The sequence below is a fragment of the Sphingobium wenxiniae genome (assembly GCF_007830065.1).
GTDB classification, from domain to species: domain Bacteria; phylum Pseudomonadota; class Alphaproteobacteria; order Sphingomonadales; family Sphingomonadaceae; genus Sphingobium; species Sphingobium wenxiniae.
In genome coordinates, this window is record NZ_VLKK01000026.1 from 1 (window position 1) to 16,351 (window position 16,351).

The window sequence follows — 16,351 nt, forward strand, 5'->3', positions numbered from 1 at the left end:
GCCCCGCTTGTCGACTGCCCGGTACAGGTAGGTCCACTTGCCCCGCACCTTGACGTAGGTTTCATCCAGGCGCCAGCTCGGATCAAAGCCACGCCGCCAGAACCAGCGCAGCCGCTTCTCCATCTCCGGGGCGTAGCACTGGACCCAGCGATAGATCGTCGTATGGTCGACCGAAATGCCGCGTTCCGCCAGCATTTCCTCAAGGTCGCGATAGCTGATCGGATAGCGACAATACCAGCGCACCGCCCACAGGATCACATCACCCTGGAAATGGCGCCACTTGAAATCCGTCATCGCTCCATCCGTCCAATCTCCGCCAAGCATGCTCAAGCTTCACGATTTTTGCAACAGAGCCAGAATCCGTTTGCACCGGGGGTTGTTGGTGCGAATATTGGAGCGCCACGGACATTTGGTGTGCGCGCTGAGATGAACTTCTGAAATGCGCACGTCAGAATTGTAGGGCAATAAACTATGTGTATACGAGCTCTTTCCTACATCGGCCTAGAAGCTGAGGACCTCGACGCCTGGCAGAGCTTCGCAACCGACGTCCTGGGCCTGATGAAGGTCCCGTCTGATGATGCCGGAACAATCAGATTTCGGCTCGACTCACGCGCTTGGCGAATCGCCGTCGACAAGGGAGACAGCAACGATCTCACCTATATCGGCTTCGAAGTCGCCGGCCGCGAGGAGCTCGATGCGATGCGGAAGCGGATCGAGGCCTGTGGGGTGACGACAAACCCGGGCAGTATGGAGCTCCGGCGCCAGCGCGGGGTCCTGGACCTGTTTCATTTCGAAGATCCGATCGGGCTGCGGATCGAGCTGTTCTACGGGGCGACCGAGGTGTTCGAACAGCCGTTCTGCTCGCCTGCAGGCGTCAGCGGTTTCATGACCGCCGAGCAAGGCCTGGGACATGTCGTGCTCCTTGTCCCGGATGTGGCTAAGTCGCTTGATTTCTATGAACGTGCGCTCGGCCTAAGGCTAACGGACGTCATAGACATGACGACGCCGGGTGGAATCGTCGAGCTGTTGTTCATGAATTGCAATCCAAGGCATCACACGATCGCCTTGGCAGGGATGGCAAGTCCACGGAAGCTCGACCACTTCATGATCCAAGTTGCCTCGATCGACGACATGGGCCTTGCATATGATCGGGCGTTGAAGGCTGGCACGCGGATACGCGCGAGCATCGGTCGGCACAGCAACGATCATATGGTTTCGTTCTACGCCTTCACGCCCTCCGGTGCGGCAGTCGAGTATGGCTGGGGTGCGCGAGAGATCGATCACAATTGGAATGTGGTGAGATACGATACGACTAGCGTTTGGGGTCACCATTCACCTATCGAGACCTGATCTATTCCAGCCTCTCTCCGTTCCTGACCAGATAACTGCGGATTCTGTTGTGCCTAGCAATCGCGTGAAAGAAGATATCTATACGCCCGTCCTCATCGTGGGCAGCGGCCCTGCGGGCCTGACGACCGCGTTGGCGCTCTCGCGCATGGGCGTGCCTCATATCGTTCTGAATCGGTACCCGACGACGGCACATACGCCACGCGCCCATATCGTCAATCAGCGCACCCTCGAGATCATGCGGGCTCTGGGTTTGGAGGATCGCATCTTGGCGCACGCGATCCCCAATGAACTCATGGCGAACAACGTGTGGTTCATGAGCATGGCTGGCGAGGAAGTGGTCCGCACGCCGGCATGGGGCGGCGGGGAGGAGCAGCTGTCCGCCTATCGCAAGGCTAGTCCCTCGCTGATCTGCAACCTCCCGCAGCACGAGCTGGAGCCGATGCTGGTGGAAGCGATCGAGGCCGCCGGCGTCGGCGATATCCGGTTTGGGCATGAGTTCATGCGCTTCGAGCAGGATGAGGATGGCGTCACCGCACACGTCACGCATCGTGCATCGGGGCGCAGCTATACCATACGGTGCGATTACTTGATTGGCGCCGACGGCGCGCGCAGCCGGGTGATGGAGCAGGCTGGCCTTGCGCTGGAGGGCGAGGGCGGACTAGGCCAAATCTGCTTCACCTGGATCCGGGCCGATCTCAGCCGCTATGTCGAGCACCGCCCCGGCGTTCTGTACTGGCGCGTCGATTTCACCACGGCGCCGGAGGAAGGCGGCAGCTTTATCTGCGTGAAGCCATGGAACGAGTGGATCGTAAGCTGGGTGATAGATCCGGCCCGTCCCTTCGACCCCAAAGACCGCAGCGTGCTGGAAACGCGGGTTCGGGCAGCGATCGGCGATCGCACGACGCCGTTCGAGATCATCGATGCATCGGTATGGAGCGTGAACCGTCTCTATGCCCCTGAATACAGGCAGGGACGGGTGCTCTGCATGGGGGACGCGGTGCATCGGCACCCTCCGACCAACGGCCTCGGCCAGAATACGTCCATCGCCGATGCCTTCAACCTCGCATGGAAGCTCAAGTTCGTGCTGGACGGCAAGGCCGGCTCCTCGCTCCTCGATACTTATAGTGCCGAGCGAGCACCGATCGGCCGCCAGATCGTGGAGCGTGCCAATCGCACCCTGTTTGAGATGGGCGCCATTCCTGCGGCGATCGGGATCGTTCCGGGCCAAAGCACAGAGGATCGTTGGGAGCGGGTTTTAACCCTCAGCGACGATACTGAAGAGGCGAGGGCGCGTCGGGCGGCGTTGGATGAGGCGGTAAAGCTTCAGGACTTCGGCTTCAATGCAATTGGGGTCGAACTTGGCTATCGATATCGTGTGGGCGCCAGGGTTGATGACGGTACGCCCGAGCCGATACCTCCGGGGCCAAGCGATATCTGCTACCAGGCGACCACATGGCCGGGCGCGCGCCTGCCGCACGCGTGGATCGAGCTTGGACGGCGCACCGTATCCACCCTCGACGTCGTGGGCCATGGCCGCTTCGTTCTGCTCACTGGCCCCGGGGGTGGGGCACCTTGGCGTGCGGCGGCCGAGCAGGCGAGGGAGCGCACCGGCGTGCAGATCACGGTGCACGAGATCGGCACGAGCCATGGCATGCTCCGCGACCCATTGCTCCAGTGGCGCGCCGTCAGGGAGGTAAGCGACAACGGCGCGGTGCTCGTGCGGCCGGACGCTCATGTCGCTTGGAGGGCAGCGACGGCGGACCAGGCGTCGAAGCTGCCAGCGGTAATGGCGGAGCTGCTCCGACTTTAGCGGTGCCGATCGTCAGCTACGTAGTGGTCCCTCAGGGAGACCGGCAAGGGGAGGCTGGTCAGGGTCAAGTCGCCAACCGCTTTGGCGATCAACGTCGTTTTCGAGATCGGCTGCCCTGATCTTCCGACCGCCATGTGACGACGTCCGCGCCGATCACGGATAGAAGCATGAACCCCGAGCCGATCGGCTAAACCGGTTTCCACTCGGGTCGAACCGCCGCGATCTCGGCGAGAGACGGGGTTACCTGCAGTCCGACAGCTGCTCATACCGATCAAAGATCCGGCTGAGGGTGTCGCGTGCCACGGGCTTGCCCTGGCGCAGCTTTCGCCAGGTGCTTTCGCTGATCCGATATGTCTCGAACAGCCCTGCAGAGGTCGCCGCAGGAAGGCGGCGTTTGAGGTTCTCAAACTCGTCGGCACTGATCACGACAGTGTCTCGCGGCATGTCCGTTCTCTCTCCTCGTAAACTCTACGACTTCAAGCTGCTGGAATGCCGGCTGCAGCCTCAGTGGAGTGCCTATAAGGTCTCGAAGTGGTGCCACCTGAGTGGTAGCCGCTCTAATACCGGAAGCCCCACAACCCGGCACCCAATAACGGAAAGCATTCAAGCGTGCTGTGCGCCTCAACGGAGGCCGTGCGAGGATCATGTTGCCGGGACGACGGCGTCGCCCCGGCTATCTGGATATAGGCAGCTTGCTTGGCTGCCGTTCGCCTCGAGATCAGGAGCGTTTAAGGAAGAACGACGTTATCTCGGCGAAGAGCTGAGGATGCTCGATCATCGCCCAATGGCCGCAGCGGGGTAGGAAGCAGCCCGTCGAATTTTCCAGCAGTTCAAGGAAGCGGTATCCCTCGCTCATCGGCACGACCTTATCGTCCTTGCCGTTGACGACCAAAGTCTCAACCTTGACGCGGGCCACATCTTCCTCCGGATAGAAGAGGCCGCCGGCCGCTTTGATGGTTCCCATGATCGCCTTGTAGGCTGCCTGCACGTTCGGCCGAACCGAAAGGGCGTGACGATAGGCGACGAACTCGGGAGGCGGCGAATAATCCGAATGGGTCAAGGCCTCGATCACGCGCTGCATGCCCGGCACGGTGAAGTCGTAGTTTAGAATGGCCGACAACGCCCCTGTCGTCTGGTGGCTGAGGCCGGCGCTGCCCATCAGCACCAGCTTCTTGAGCCGCTCGGGACGGCGCATCGCCACACCGAGCGCAGTCGCGCCGCCCATTGAGTTCCCGACGATGTTCGCCCGCTCGAGGCCGAGCGCGTCGAGAAAGGCGATGAGCTGCGTGATCCGCGCGTCCTGATCATAGGTAAAATTCGCCGGATCGGGCGCATCCGAATCGCCGAAGCCGACCATATCATAGGCGATTACCCGAAAGCCCGACTCGGCGAACAGTGGCAGCGATCCCTTCCAGTTGCCGCGCGCGTCGGCACCCGCGCCTCCACCGTGGATCAGGATGAGCGGCTCGCCCTTCCCCGCCTCGATGAAATTGGTGTTGTAGTCTCCGGTTCTGACGGAGTTCCTCGGCAATTCCACACCGGTCACCGCATATCCTTCCATTGTTACATATTGTGCTTGGGATACGAGATATGAGATATGATACAGCAGGCCGTCAAGTGAATTGACCTGAGCTGACAGGAGAGGGATCTTGTGCGGCCGCGTGCAGCGGTCTGGATCAATTAAGGATGGGAGTGTCGATGGATTCGGTTCAAAGTGCGCCGGCGATCGGGGATGTCGTGTATCATCGGATCTTTGATGCGATCGTCGAACATAACCTGGCACCTGGCACACAGATCACGGAACAAGCCCTGGCCGAAAAGCTGAATGTCTCCAAGACTCCCGTCCGCGAGGCTCTGCTGCGGCTGCGCCAGCAAGGCCTCGTCGAACCGAGCGGCAAGCGGGGGTATCGAGTCGTCCTGTTGTCGGCCGAGGCACTTCGGGCCACAATGGAGATCCGCGAAGCGCTCGAGATCCATATTGCCGTCTGTGCCGCGGAACGGGCAAACAACGCCCAGAAGGACCGGATCCTCACCGCCGCCCGAGCCTCCCTGGCCGCCGCGGAGGCAGGAAACTGCGATGCCTTCCATGTCCAGGATCGCGAATTTCATGCAGCGATCGCCGCCGCAGTCGGCAATGTCGCGATGGACGAGCAGATCGCCCGCTGCACCATCCTGATCCATACGGTCGTGGATCAGGAGCTCCTACCTGACGGCGACGAGATGGTTCATTGCGCAAAACGGCATGTGCGGATTGCGGAGGCGATCCGCAGTGGTGATGCACGAGCCGCATCACTCGAGATGATGGATCATCTGCGTAGCTTTCATGCATTGGTGATCGAGCGGCGTGAAGCCGGGTCTGTCATGGGCGTTGCGGCGGAATAGGCGGCACATGCTTCGCTCTCCCCATCGCGGCAGCCTGGAAGGCCTGGCCCCGGGCAAGACAGGGGAGCCGCAGGGAAGCGAGCAGCCTGCGCCCCCCCATCTCATTAGCCTTAAAGGCGGCGGGTCACCGGTCCGTGACATTCTGGGTGAGCTGCACTTCGACAGTTCGGATGGTTCGATCTGGCTGGCCGGGCGCCGGATGCTTCTGCTGCACTCGGATGTGTTCGGAGCGCTGCGCCAGGAACTGGTGGCTTCGCTCGGCATGGACGTCGCGCGCGGCCTTATCACGCGCATGGGATATCTCGCGGGGTCCAAGGACGCGGCGATGGCGCGCGAGTTGCGTCCCGATGACCAGCCAACCCAGGCCTTCATGGTCGGGCCGCAGGTGTTCGCGCTCGAAGGTTTCGGACCGATAGAGACGGTCCGTTTCGAGATGGATCAAGCCAGCGGCCATCATTGGGGCGAATTCATCTGGACCAATTCACCCGAGGCCGACATCCACATCGACGCCTATGGGACTGGTATCCTTCCGGCCTGCTGGATGGAGATCGGATATGCCTCAGGCTACGCCAGTGCGTTCATGGGGAAACGCATTTTGGTTCGGGAGGTCGAGTGCCGAGCCATGGGGCATGCGCAATGCCGTAGTATTGCCCGGCCGGCCGAACATTGGGACGATCCCGAGCAGGACCTTCGATATCTTCTCGCGCACCCAATTTCGACGAACAGCAGTCGTGGGAGCGCTTCGGACCGCGCCAAGGCGGCATCGCGCGCCCGACCTACGCTCGGTGTGCCGGCTTCGTCGACCGCCGCGGTGGGCGCTTCTGTGGCGTTCATCACGACAATGCATAAGATCAACCGCGTTGCCCCAACCGACGCCACCGTGCTCCTCTTGGGCGAAAGCGGGGTAGGCAAGAGCCTGCTCGCACGTGAGGTGCATGGTGCCAGCCGACGAGCGCATGAGCCATTCGTCGAGGTGAACTGCGCCGCCATACCAGAGCAGCTTCTCGAGGCCGAATTGTTCGGGGTGGAGCAAGGCGCCTTTACTGGCGCGACCAAGACTCGGCCAGGTCGCTTCCAGGTCGCCGACAAGGGCACGCTCTTCCTAGATGAGATCGGGCTCCTATCGCTGACGGCGCAAGGCAAGCTCCTGCGCGTCCTGCAGACAGGCGAAATCGAACGTCTGGGGAGCACCACGACGCACAAAGTCGACGTGCGGATGGTCGCGGCAACCAACGAGAACCTGCAGATTGCGATCAAGGAAGGACGTTTCCGCGAAGACCTGTTCTACAGGATAAACGTATTTCCGATCATGGTGCCGCCCTTGCGCGAGCGGCGGGACGATATTCCCGTTCTTCTGGAGCATTGCCTTGCCAAATTCTGTGCCCGACACGACCGGAAGATCGTAGGCATTACGCCCGCCGCACTGCAAGCAATCTACGATTATGCCTGGCCCGGCAACATCAGAGAGTTTGAGAATGTGATCGAGCGCGGGTTGATCCTCGCGGACGAAGGCAGCCCGATCGATGTCGCGCATCTCTTCACGATCAATGACGGCATCGGGCCGGATTTGGCCGGCCCCGAAAGGTCGTCGTTTCACAAGATGGCCAGCGCTCCAGCGGAGGCTGGCGAGCCACCGGCGCCCCGTGATCTCGATGCACTTCTGGCGGACCTTCTCGACCGGAAGATAGCACTCTCGGACGTTGAGGATAGGCTGCTCAAGGCAGCGGTCGAAAGGAGCAACGGAAATATATCGAGAGCGGCAGGGCTTCTCGGTCTCACGAGGCCACAACTGGATTATCGCGTGAGGAAAAGGCTCGCTTCCAAGTCATGATTTCATGAATCTGTTTCTTCAAAACGTGAATATATTTTCCCTCCCGCGGTTAGCATAAATGTTGCGCTGCAAAAATCGTCGCCTCATCTAAGTGGGAGAGCGGCACTCCCGCAATGCACAAAGCCATCCCGCAATGCACAAAGCCATTGCTGATCGTGTTTGGCACGCTCCGTGCTTAACAAGTGGCGTCGTCCCTTGGCCAACGAGTGGGGTAATCAATGTTCCGACAAAAGACTGAAGCCGTGGAGGATGCCGCGCTAAAGCCGAAGAGCTGGCACGAAGCGGATATCAGAGCGCTGATCGACGAAGGCGACGGCACCGTCGACTCCCGTATCTACACTGATCAAGAACTTTATGATCTTGAGATGGAGCGGGTATTCGGTCGTTCCTGGCTGTTTCTCGCCCATGAATCCCAATTGAAGAAGGCGGGTGATTATTTCACCACATATATGGGCGAGGACCCGGTGATCGTCGCCCGACAACGGGACGGCAGCGTCAAAGCCTTTCTCAATCAATGCCGCCACCGCGGCATGCGCATCTGCCGTACAGACGGGGGAAATGCCCGATCCTTCACCTGCAGCTATCACGGCTGGGCCTACGACATCGCCGGAAAGCTGGTCAACGTTCCGTTGGAGCAGGAGGCCTATGGTACGATCGACAAGTGTAAATGGTCCCCCGCTGCCGTGCCGCGGGTGGAAAGCTACAAGGGGCTCATCTTCGGCAATTGGGATGCGGATGCGCCGAGTCTGACGGACTGTCTAGGCGAGGCAACCTTCTACATGGATACGATGCTCGATCGTACCGAAGGTGGCACCGAGATGATCGGCGGTGTCCATAAGTGGGTCATTCCCTGCAATTGGAAGTTCGCTGCGGAGCAGTTCTGCAGCGACATGTATCACGTCCCCGTTTCCCACCTTTCCGGCATGCTGGCGATGACGCCCGAGGATGTTCCGCCCAGCGAGGTGAAAGTCGGGCTGGAAGGGGTGCAGTTTCGCGCCGAATGGGGCGGTCACGGCGCCGGTTTCTTTCTTGGCCCAGGCGGCCCAAAGATCATGGCCAGCACCGTCGGCCCCGAAGCCGCGCATTACTGGTGTGTCGATTCCGCGCCCGATGCCGAGCGGCGGCTGGGACCTCTGCGTGCGCGTGAGATGAGCGGCTCGCACATGACGGTCTTTCCGACACTGTCGTTCCTGCCTGGTGTCAATACGGTACGTGTGTGGCACCCGCGCGGTCCGAACGAGATCGAGGTATGGGCGTTCACGATCGTCGATGCTGCCGCTCCCGAGGACGTGAAGGAGAAAATTCGCGTCGGCTGCCTCCGCGCATTTTCGGCGGCTGGCATCTTTGAACAAGATGACGGCGAGAATTGGATCGAGATCCAGCGCGTTCTTCGCGGACATCAGGCGCGCAAGACGCGCTTCAACGTGCAGATGGGACTTGGCCAAAGCCTTGCGGGCGATCCCCGCTTTCCGGGGCGTGTCGGCTATGTCTTTTCCGAGAATGCAGCGCGCGGCTTCTACGCTCATTGGCTGCGCATGATGACGGAGCCGACCTGGTCGACCCTCAGCCCGAAGCAGGTGGCACATGCAGCCGAATAAGCAGACGCGCGTCGACGCGGGAAGGGTGGGCGTCGAGTTGCAGCACGAAGTCGAGCAGTTCCTCTATCGCGAGGCGGCTCTTCTGGACAACCGCCGCTTCGAAGAGTGGATTGATCTTCTTGCCGATGACATTCGCTATTTCATGCCTCTGCGCACGAACCGTTCGCGGCGGGAGCAGTCGCTTGAATATTCGAACGATCATGAGAGCGCCTATTTCGATGACGACAAGCAGACGATGAAGGCGCGTGTACGAAAGCTCCGCTCCAGCTCGAGTTGGTCGGAGGATCCGCCATCACGGACACGGCATCTGGTCAGCAACGTCCTGATCGAGCCGGGTTCGGACGACATGTCGTTCGTCGTAAGCGCGGCAGTTCTGGTCTATCGGGGTCGTCTGGAGCGACAGGTCGATATCATCTCTGGGGAAAGACGGGACATCTTGCGCCGTGCGGACAATGCCCTGGGCTTCCAGATTGCGGCGAGGACGTTCCTGATCGATCAGGCAACCCTCCTCGCAAACAACATCAGCTTCTTCATTTGAGCTAGCGATGGCATTTACTCACATCTGCATGACTTCCGACATTGCTGTTGGGGAAGGGCTTCGTATCGAGCATGAGGAGCCGGTAGCACTTTTCAACGTCGACGGGACCTTCCTGGCGGTGCAGGACAAATGCACGCATGGCGACTGGTCGCTTGCTGAAGGCTATGTCGACGGTGATATGGTCGAATGCACGCTCCACATGGCGAAGTTTTGCCTGAGGACGGGCAAAGTCTGTGCCCCCCCGGCGACACAACCGCTTAAGCTCTATCCGGTGCGCATCGAGGGGAACAATGTTCTAGTAGACCTTTCGGCTGGCGCCGTCGCGGCATGATCGGGGCGATCGCGATCATCGGCGCCGGGCTCGGCGGCACGCGTGCGGCACAAACGCTGCGGGCAGAGGGGTATGACGGGCGCATCCTGCTGATCGGCGACGAAGGCGTTGCGCCCTATGACCGGCCGTCTCTGTCCAAAGCAGTCCTGGCAGGCGAGCTGGAGCATCCCCTCCCATTGGTTGAAAGCGGCTGGATCGAGGAGGCCGGGGTCGAGCTGCTGCCCTCCAACCCCGTCGTCGATATTGATGCGGCGGAAGGCTGGATCGCTTTCCAGCGCGGTCCAGCCTTCCAGGCGGACCGCATTCTGATCGCGACGGGCGCGCAGGCGCGGACGCTCCCAATCGGCCCGTCGATGGATGGCGTCCATTACCTGCGCAACCTGGCGGACAGCCGTTCACTCGCCGCGGCAATGCGCTCGGCGGAGACCATGGTGGTGGTGGGCGGCGGCCTGATCGGCTGTGAGGTGGCGACGACGGCGCGTAAGCTCGGCTTGAGCGTCACGATAGTCGAAGCCTCGGACGAACTTTTGGCGCGCGCTCTCGGCCCGTCGATTGGTCGGCAATGCCGCACCTGGCTCAACGATGTCGGGGTGGCGACGATAACCGACGCAGCCGTGTCCCGCTTGATCGGCCCCAACCGGGTCGAAGCCGTCGAGTTGAGCAATGGCCTGATCCTTCCCGCCGATATCGTTCTCGTCAGCATCGGTGCGGAGCCGGAGGTCGGACTCGCCCGGCGGGCGGGGCTTCCCTGCCAAAATGGCATCATCGTCGATGCGACCGGCGCCACCTCGTCCCCGCGGATATTCGCGGCGGGGGATGCTGCCGCATGGCCCGTCCGCAATGGGGTGGCCCGATCGTTGGAAACCTATCTCAATACGCAGGAGCAGGCGGCCGTTGCAGCGCGCTCCATGCTCGGCTTTGCACGCCCGACGCCGCAACTGCCGCTCGCATGGACGGAGATCGCCGGACGGCATATCCAGGCCGCCGGCCAATTCACCAGCCCCGGTGAGATAATCCTGCGCAATGATGCCGACGGCCGAGGCGCGATCTCATTCCGGCTTCAGGAGGGGCGGGTCGTTGGCTGCGTGGCCATCGCCGCGCCCGGCAGCTTCGCTTTTGCACGCCGCCTCGTTGAGGCGGAACTGCGGATTGACGCTACGGCACTTGCCGATCCGAACACCAGCCTGCGCGATCTGGTGCGCATGGCAGCCAGGGGGGGATGACGCATGCTGCGGCTTGAAGGGGAAGTGGTGCTCATCACGGGCGGTGCTTCGGGTCTGGGCAAGGCGATCGTGGACCGCTTCGTTGCCGAGGGTGCCAAGGTGGTCGTGCTCGATCGCTCGGCCGACCGCTTGGCGGCATTGGCAGACGAGCATGGTTCGCGGATCCTGGGCGTGACAGGCGACGTGCGCGTACTGGCCGATCAAGAAAATGCGGTGCGGATGTGCGTGGCCCATTTCGGACGCTTGGATTGTCTGATTGCGAACGCCGGCATCTGGGATTATGCGGTTCCTCTTGTTGACCTGCCGCCGCAAAGCATTGATGCCGCCTTCGATGAGATGTTCCAGGTCAATGTCAAAGGCTACATCCTATCTGCGAAGGCTGCTCTCCCGGCACTTGTCAAAACCCGCGGCAGCATCGTGATGACAATATCCAATTCCGGATTCTATCCTGCCGGCGGAGGTCCGCTCTACACCGCCACCAAGCATGCGGTGGTCGGTCTCGTTCGTCAGCTTGCGTATGAGCTTGCGCCCCATGTGCGAGTTAATGGCGTGGCACCAGGCGCGATCGGCACGGATCTGCGAGGCCCGGCCACCCTTGGCCTTGCGGAGAAATCCATCGCGAGCCTCGACCTTGCTGGGATGGCGGGGCCTTCGCTGCCCATCGGGCGCGTTCCCACGGCCGCCGAATATACCGGCGCTTATGTCTTCTTTGCGAGCCGTGGGGATATCGTCCCGGCAACCGGGGCATTGTTGAACTATGATGGCGGGATCGGCATCCGCGGCTTGACGCAGCCAGCCGGGGGGACCGATCTTGCCGACCATCTCGCGGTGCAGCAGGAATCCTTTTCGTGACCAAGAATGAAAATATGGACGAACTGTACCAGGATCTGGCGGGCGAGTTGCGTCGTGCCTATCGATCTGGCCCGATTCCGCCGCTGTCAGCTCGAACTGGCTTGACGGACGTCGACAGCGCCTATGCAGTACAGTCGACGAACACACGCATCTGGGTGGAGCAGGGGCGTCGGATCATCGGCCGCAAGATCGGCCTGACGTCGGAGGCGGTCCAACGCCAACTCGGCGTGGATCAGCCCGATTTCGGCGTCCTGTTTGCCGACATGGCGATCGAGGACGGAGGCGAGTTGCTTGCTTCCCAAGTGCTCCAGCCGCGTGCCGAGGCCGAGGTGGCTCTCGTCATGGCGCGCGACCTCGATAATCCGGAGGCCACCCTCGATGACGTTCTTGCCGCCACCGCTTATGCACTTCCCGCGATCGAGATCGTCGACAGCCGCATAGCAGATTGGAAGATCAGCTTCTTCGACACCGTAGCGGACAATGCCTCCTCAGGTTTCTTCGTTGTCGGGTCCGAGCCGATTCGCCTCGGAGACTTCGATTTGGCGACGTGCGCGATGGTGCTGGAGGTCAACGGCCACGAAGTATCGACCGGAGTGGGCGCCAATTGCCTGGGCCATCCGCTCGCCGCGGCAGCATGGCTCGTACGCACCCTGTCGAGCTTCGGCGAAACTCTGCGTGCCGGGGATATCGTGCTGACGGGTGCCTTGGGCCCCATGAAGCCGATATCGCCGGGAGATGTTGTTCGGACCCACATCACCGGGCTCGGCTCAGCGATGTTCCGGTACACCAACGATCTTTGACTGGCTCATGGCCTTTCCCATTCATTCGCAAGAGGCAGGCTTTCGGGGCGGCGGTATGGCGTCATATCAGCGGCTTTAGGCATTGATCGTCATCCGCGCCCTTGAGGTGACAGATCGGACGACGTCTGGTTGGTCGAGGAAGCGGTTCCAGGCCATGCAGTACGCCTCGACGATTGCGTCGTAGCTGCCGAGGACCGAGTTCGCGAGCCAGTTCTGGCGCAGATATACCCAAATGCCCTCGGCCGAACTGAGCTCGGGGCTGTTGGGAGGCAGGTAGAGCAGCGTCAGGTTGGCGGGCACACCGCGCCGAAGATGATGTAGGCCCAGCTCTAGCGACAGTCTCACGGCGCCTGCGGTTGCGTGCCCTTCTTGGTCCAGTGCCGGGTGAGCGTGCCCTGTTGCCCCACCCGGGCTTCATCCTGCACCCAGATCTCAAGGGGCTTCCCTCTCGCGTTCTCAGGCAGCACGGCGGTGACCTGTAGAGAGTTCGCGGACCGGATCCATTTGAGGGCATAGCGTGGAAGGTACGCTAAACAACGCTAAGGGAGAACAACCGAGGAACGCTTAGGCGGCGCGGCTGTCCGGCGGAAGATTGAGGGCCTTGCGGCCAGCGGAAGCGGCGGCTCGATCCCAGAGGAAATCGCCGGAAAAGGCAATATGCTCCCAGCCAACCGGCGACGTATGGACAAGCAGATCATCGGGGACCGGGGCCGCTGCCGATCGCAGATGCTGGGCGGCGTCGGCCATGTAGATCGTGTTCCAATAGACGATCGCCGCGATGACTAGGTTGAGGCCTGATGCCCGATATTGTTGAGCTTCATGGCTGCGGTCGATGATGCGGCCCTGGCGGAAGGTGTAGATCGCTTGCGTCAGGGCATGGCGCTGCTCGCTGTTGTTAAGGCCGGCATGGCATCGCCGGCGCAGATCGGGATTTTCAAGCCAGTCCAGCATGAACAGGGTCCGTTCGATCTTGCCGATCTCCTGTAGTGCGACGTCGAGCTGGTTCTGCCGTTCGTAGGCGGCGAGCTTTCGCAGCATGACCGACGGCGCGACGTGGCCAGCCTTGATCGACCCCACGAGGCGCAGCACGTCGTCCCATTGTTCATTGATGATGTCGGTGCGGATACGCTTGCCCAACAACGGGGCGATGGACGGATAGGCCGAAACCGGCGCGATCGGCGCAAGCCGCCTGTCCGGAAAGTCGCGCAGGCGCGGGCAGAAGCGAAATCCCAGCATCGCGCACAGGGCGAAGACATGGTCGGTCGCCCCGCCGGTGTCGGTGTAATGCTCGACGATCCTGAGATCGGTGCCATGGCTGGTGAGGCCGTCGAGGACATAGGGCGCTTCATGCGTGGCGGCCGAGATCACATTGACGTGGTAGGGCCCGCGCTGATCGGAAACATGGGTGTAGAAGCTGAAGCCATGATCGACGCCATAGCGGGCGTTGATGTCGCCGCCCGATGCGCCGCGCTTCGCGCCCCTGAAGAACTGACCATCGGAACTGGACGTTGTGCCGTCGCCCCATACCCGCGAGAATGGCAGGCGGTGGTGCGCGTTGATGAGAACGGCGAGCGCCGCGCGGTAGCTCTCGTCGCGGATATAGGCGTCATGGGTCCACAGGAGTTGATCGCGCGTGACTCCCTGGCTCGCGGCGGCCATGCGCGACAGGCCGAGATTGGTGGCGTCGGCGAGGATGGTGGCGAGCAGCGCATTTTCATTGGGACATGGCTCGCCGGTGCGCAGGTTGGTGAACGCCGAAAGAAAGCCAGTTTCCTGCGCCACCTCATGTAGCAGTTCGGTGATACGGATGCGTGGCATCATCGCATCGAGCCGGTCGGCCAGCGCTTCGGCGTCGGGCGTTGCGATCGTGCGAACGGGGGATATCTGGAGGCGGTCGTCGCGGTATCGCACACCCTCCAAAGCGTCGCGCTTCAGGCGCTGGGCGAATTTCTTCAGCCGCCAGTCCAGTTCGCGCCCCCGCTGTTCGAGCCATTCGCTGGCTGTAGGGGGCAGGCCAAGAGCCGATACGACCGGTTTCGCCTTTGCTTCGCTGAGCAGGTAGCTGTCGAACCGGCGGTATCCCGCCGATCGCTCCACCCAGACATCCCCGGAGCGGAGCTTGTTGCGCAGATGCGCGATCGTCGCGATCTCCCAGAGCCGTCGATTGATCTTGCCGTCGTCGCCCACGACGATTTTCCGCCATTCCTTGCGGAAGGGCATCGGAGCGTCGGTAGGCACATCGCGCTTGCCCGACCTGTTGACGTCGCGCAGTATCTCAATGGCGGCGATCGTTTTCGCGCTGCCCTTTCCGGCCCTGAACTGCAGCGCTTCAAGCAGATCAGGGGCGAACTTGCGCAACGTCGCATAGCGGTCGGCCGCGATCGTCAGCGGATCAAGATTGGCGGTTTCCGCGATCGTCGCCACTTCCGGTCTGGCCTTCAGGAGGGTGTGCCATCCTACCGAGGCGTCCAGGACCTCCATCGGGTCTTCGCCGGTATCGACCGCATCGGTCAGCGCGTCGATCGTCCTGCCAAAGATCAGCATCAGCCGCGCCACGTTCTTCGACGTGGTGGCATAGCTGCGTGCCTGAGCGTTTTTCGCGCGGGTGAAGATGCTGCCGATCAGCTTGTCCGCCATTTCCAGGGCGTTGTCGGTCAGTCGTTCTTCAAGATCGAGCAGGAAAGCGACAAGTGTGGCGCGTCGGCGGGAGGGGATATACCGCTCAATCATATAGGCAGGAGAAGCGCGGCCTTCCCTGACATATTGCCGAAAGCGGTCCGCATGGATGCGGCCAGCCACGTCCGGAGAAATGCCGATCTTCCGCACTTGCCGCAGGCGGTCGAGGATCTGGCGGATGTGATCGGGCTTAGCCGCAATGGGAATGGTCTTGAGCAAAGCGAGTTGGCTCGTGCCGCCGGCGTCGTCGAAGAGCTGATCGAGGGCGTTGACCTGTTCGGTGCTGAGATCGGCGATCAGAGCATAGGCAGCTTGCTTGCGCGCACGCGCGCGTCCCGCGCTGCTGGTGCGTTCGATGGTGGAGATGGACGGCAGCAAAATCCGGGCCTCGCGCAGGGCGGTGACCACGCCCATCGCAATCGTCATCCCCTTGTCGGTCGCCCATGCCGCTTTCGCGGCCGCTTCGATCATGAAGGGAATATCCGCACGGGTCGCCCCCCGAAGGCCCAAGCGCACCGCCAACTCACGGGCATGATCCGTCATTGTCTGATCCCGCGCCGCATAGTTGGCCAGGTCGGTTACGTGCAGACCAAGTTGCTCCGCGACGAAAGCGGCGAGATCATGGGGTATTGCTCCCCTGTCCTGTATCAACTGCGCAAGCGTGATACCCGGGTGCCGCAGGAGCGCGAGTTGCAGCGCCACGCCCAACTGGTTCCGTCGCTCCCGTCGCGCGCCGATGATCTCGATATCCGAAGGTTCGAAGGTGTAGAGCCGTGCCAGGCGGTCGCGATCGGTCGGGATGGCGAGGATCTGATCGCGCTCGCGCTCGGTCAGGAGTTGATGCTTGCGCTTCGTCATGCCGGTTCCCGTCCACAAAAGGTCATCTGCGCCTATGGACAACCATGAGTAAAGAGACATAGTATGTGGACGGATGTCGATGGGGCGAAGCGGCTGTCCTCC

14 protein-coding genes and 1 pseudogene are annotated in these 16,351 nt (G+C 61.7%); 10 read left to right on the forward strand and 5 right to left on the reverse strand.

What is annotated here, in order from left to right; all coding sequences use genetic code 11:
- Nucleotides 1–294 (reverse strand): IS6 family transposase (locus IQ35_RS18600; protein ID WP_119593042.1); only part of this gene is annotated, 294 nt, incomplete at its 3' end.
- 177 nt (nt 295–471) lie between these two features.
- Here IQ35_RS18600 and IQ35_RS18610 point away from each other — a divergent pair.
- Nucleotides 472–1,350, forward strand: a complete 879-nt coding sequence (locus IQ35_RS18610; RefSeq protein WP_184205033.1) for a VOC family protein — start codon at nt 472–474, stop codon at nt 1,348–1,350.
- A 64-nt stretch (nt 1,351–1,414) separates the two neighbouring features.
- Nucleotides 1,415–3,160: an FAD-dependent monooxygenase gene (locus tag IQ35_RS18615; protein WP_199739988.1), complete on the forward strand. Its 1,746-nt coding sequence runs from the start codon at nt 1,415–1,417 to the stop codon at nt 3,158–3,160.
- A gap of 240 nt (nt 3,161–3,400) precedes the next feature.
- On the opposite strand, the gene IQ35_RS18620 is transcribed toward IQ35_RS18615, so the two are convergent.
- Nucleotides 3,401–3,604 carry a hypothetical protein gene (locus IQ35_RS18620; protein WP_070936413.1) on the reverse strand — a complete coding sequence of 68 codons (204 nt, stop codon included), beginning with the start codon at nt 3,602–3,604 and terminating at the stop codon, nt 3,401–3,403.
- Between the two features lie 274 nt (nt 3,605–3,878).
- Nucleotides 3,879–4,706, reverse strand: a complete 828-nt coding sequence (locus IQ35_RS18625; protein WP_070936444.1) for an alpha/beta fold hydrolase — start codon at nt 4,704–4,706, stop codon at nt 3,879–3,881.
- A 152-nt stretch (nt 4,707–4,858) separates the two neighbouring features.
- On the opposite strand from IQ35_RS18625, the gene IQ35_RS18630 reads away from it, so the two are divergent.
- From IQ35_RS18630 to IQ35_RS18665, 8 genes are all read left to right on the forward strand, one after another.
- Nucleotides 4,859–5,542, forward strand: coding sequence for a GntR family transcriptional regulator (locus IQ35_RS18630; protein ID WP_070936414.1), 684 nt, complete (start codon nt 4,859–4,861; stop codon nt 5,540–5,542).
- 7 nt (nt 5,543–5,549) lie between these two features.
- Nucleotides 5,550–7,373: a sigma-54-dependent Fis family transcriptional regulator gene (locus tag IQ35_RS18635; protein ID WP_084653601.1), complete on the forward strand. Its 1,824-nt coding sequence runs from the start codon at nt 5,550–5,552 to the stop codon at nt 7,371–7,373.
- A gap of 218 nt (nt 7,374–7,591) precedes the next feature.
- A complete protein-coding gene (locus IQ35_RS18640; protein ID WP_070936417.1) occupies nt 7,592–8,971 on the forward strand; it encodes an aromatic ring-hydroxylating oxygenase subunit alpha in 1,380 nt (459 codons plus the stop codon).
- A complete protein-coding gene (locus IQ35_RS18645) occupies nt 8,958–9,509 on the forward strand; it encodes an aromatic-ring-hydroxylating dioxygenase subunit beta (protein ID WP_070936421.1) in 552 nt (183 codons plus the stop codon). Before IQ35_RS18640 ends, IQ35_RS18645 begins: the two co-directional genes overlap by 14 nt.
- A 7-nt stretch (nt 9,510–9,516) precedes the next feature.
- Nucleotides 9,517–9,840 carry a bifunctional 3-phenylpropionate/cinnamic acid dioxygenase ferredoxin subunit gene (locus IQ35_RS18650; RefSeq protein ID WP_070936424.1) on the forward strand — a complete coding sequence of 108 codons (324 nt, stop codon included), beginning with the start codon at nt 9,517–9,519 and terminating at the stop codon, nt 9,838–9,840.
- Nucleotides 9,837–11,063, forward strand: coding sequence for an NAD(P)/FAD-dependent oxidoreductase (locus IQ35_RS18655; protein WP_070936426.1), 1,227 nt, complete (start codon nt 9,837–9,839; stop codon nt 11,061–11,063). The genes IQ35_RS18650 and IQ35_RS18655 overlap by 4 nt, the downstream gene beginning before the upstream one ends.
- A 3-nt stretch (nt 11,064–11,066) precedes the next feature.
- A complete protein-coding gene (gene hcaB, locus IQ35_RS18660; RefSeq protein ID WP_164546184.1) occupies nt 11,067–11,915 on the forward strand; it encodes a 3-(cis-5,6-dihydroxycyclohexa-1,3-dien-1-yl)propanoate dehydrogenase in 849 nt (282 codons plus the stop codon).
- Nucleotides 11,912–12,715: a 2-keto-4-pentenoate hydratase gene (locus tag IQ35_RS18665; protein WP_234832057.1), complete on the forward strand. Its 804-nt coding sequence runs from the start codon at nt 11,912–11,914 to the stop codon at nt 12,713–12,715. The genes hcaB and IQ35_RS18665 overlap by 4 nt, the downstream gene beginning before the upstream one ends.
- A 144-nt stretch (nt 12,716–12,859) precedes the next feature.
- On the opposite strand, the pseudogene IQ35_RS21615 reads toward IQ35_RS18665, so the two are convergent.
- Both IQ35_RS21615 and IQ35_RS18675 read right to left on the reverse strand, forming a co-directional pair.
- A pseudogene (locus IQ35_RS21615) lies at nt 12,860–13,191 on the reverse strand (transposase); the annotation flags it as partial.
- A gap of 88 nt (nt 13,192–13,279) precedes the next feature.
- Complete coding sequence (locus IQ35_RS18675) at nt 13,280–16,249, reverse strand: Tn3 family transposase (RefSeq protein ID WP_070936429.1); 2,970 nt, start codon at nt 16,247–16,249, stop codon at nt 13,280–13,282.
- Nucleotides 16,250–16,351: the final 102 nt, after the last annotated feature.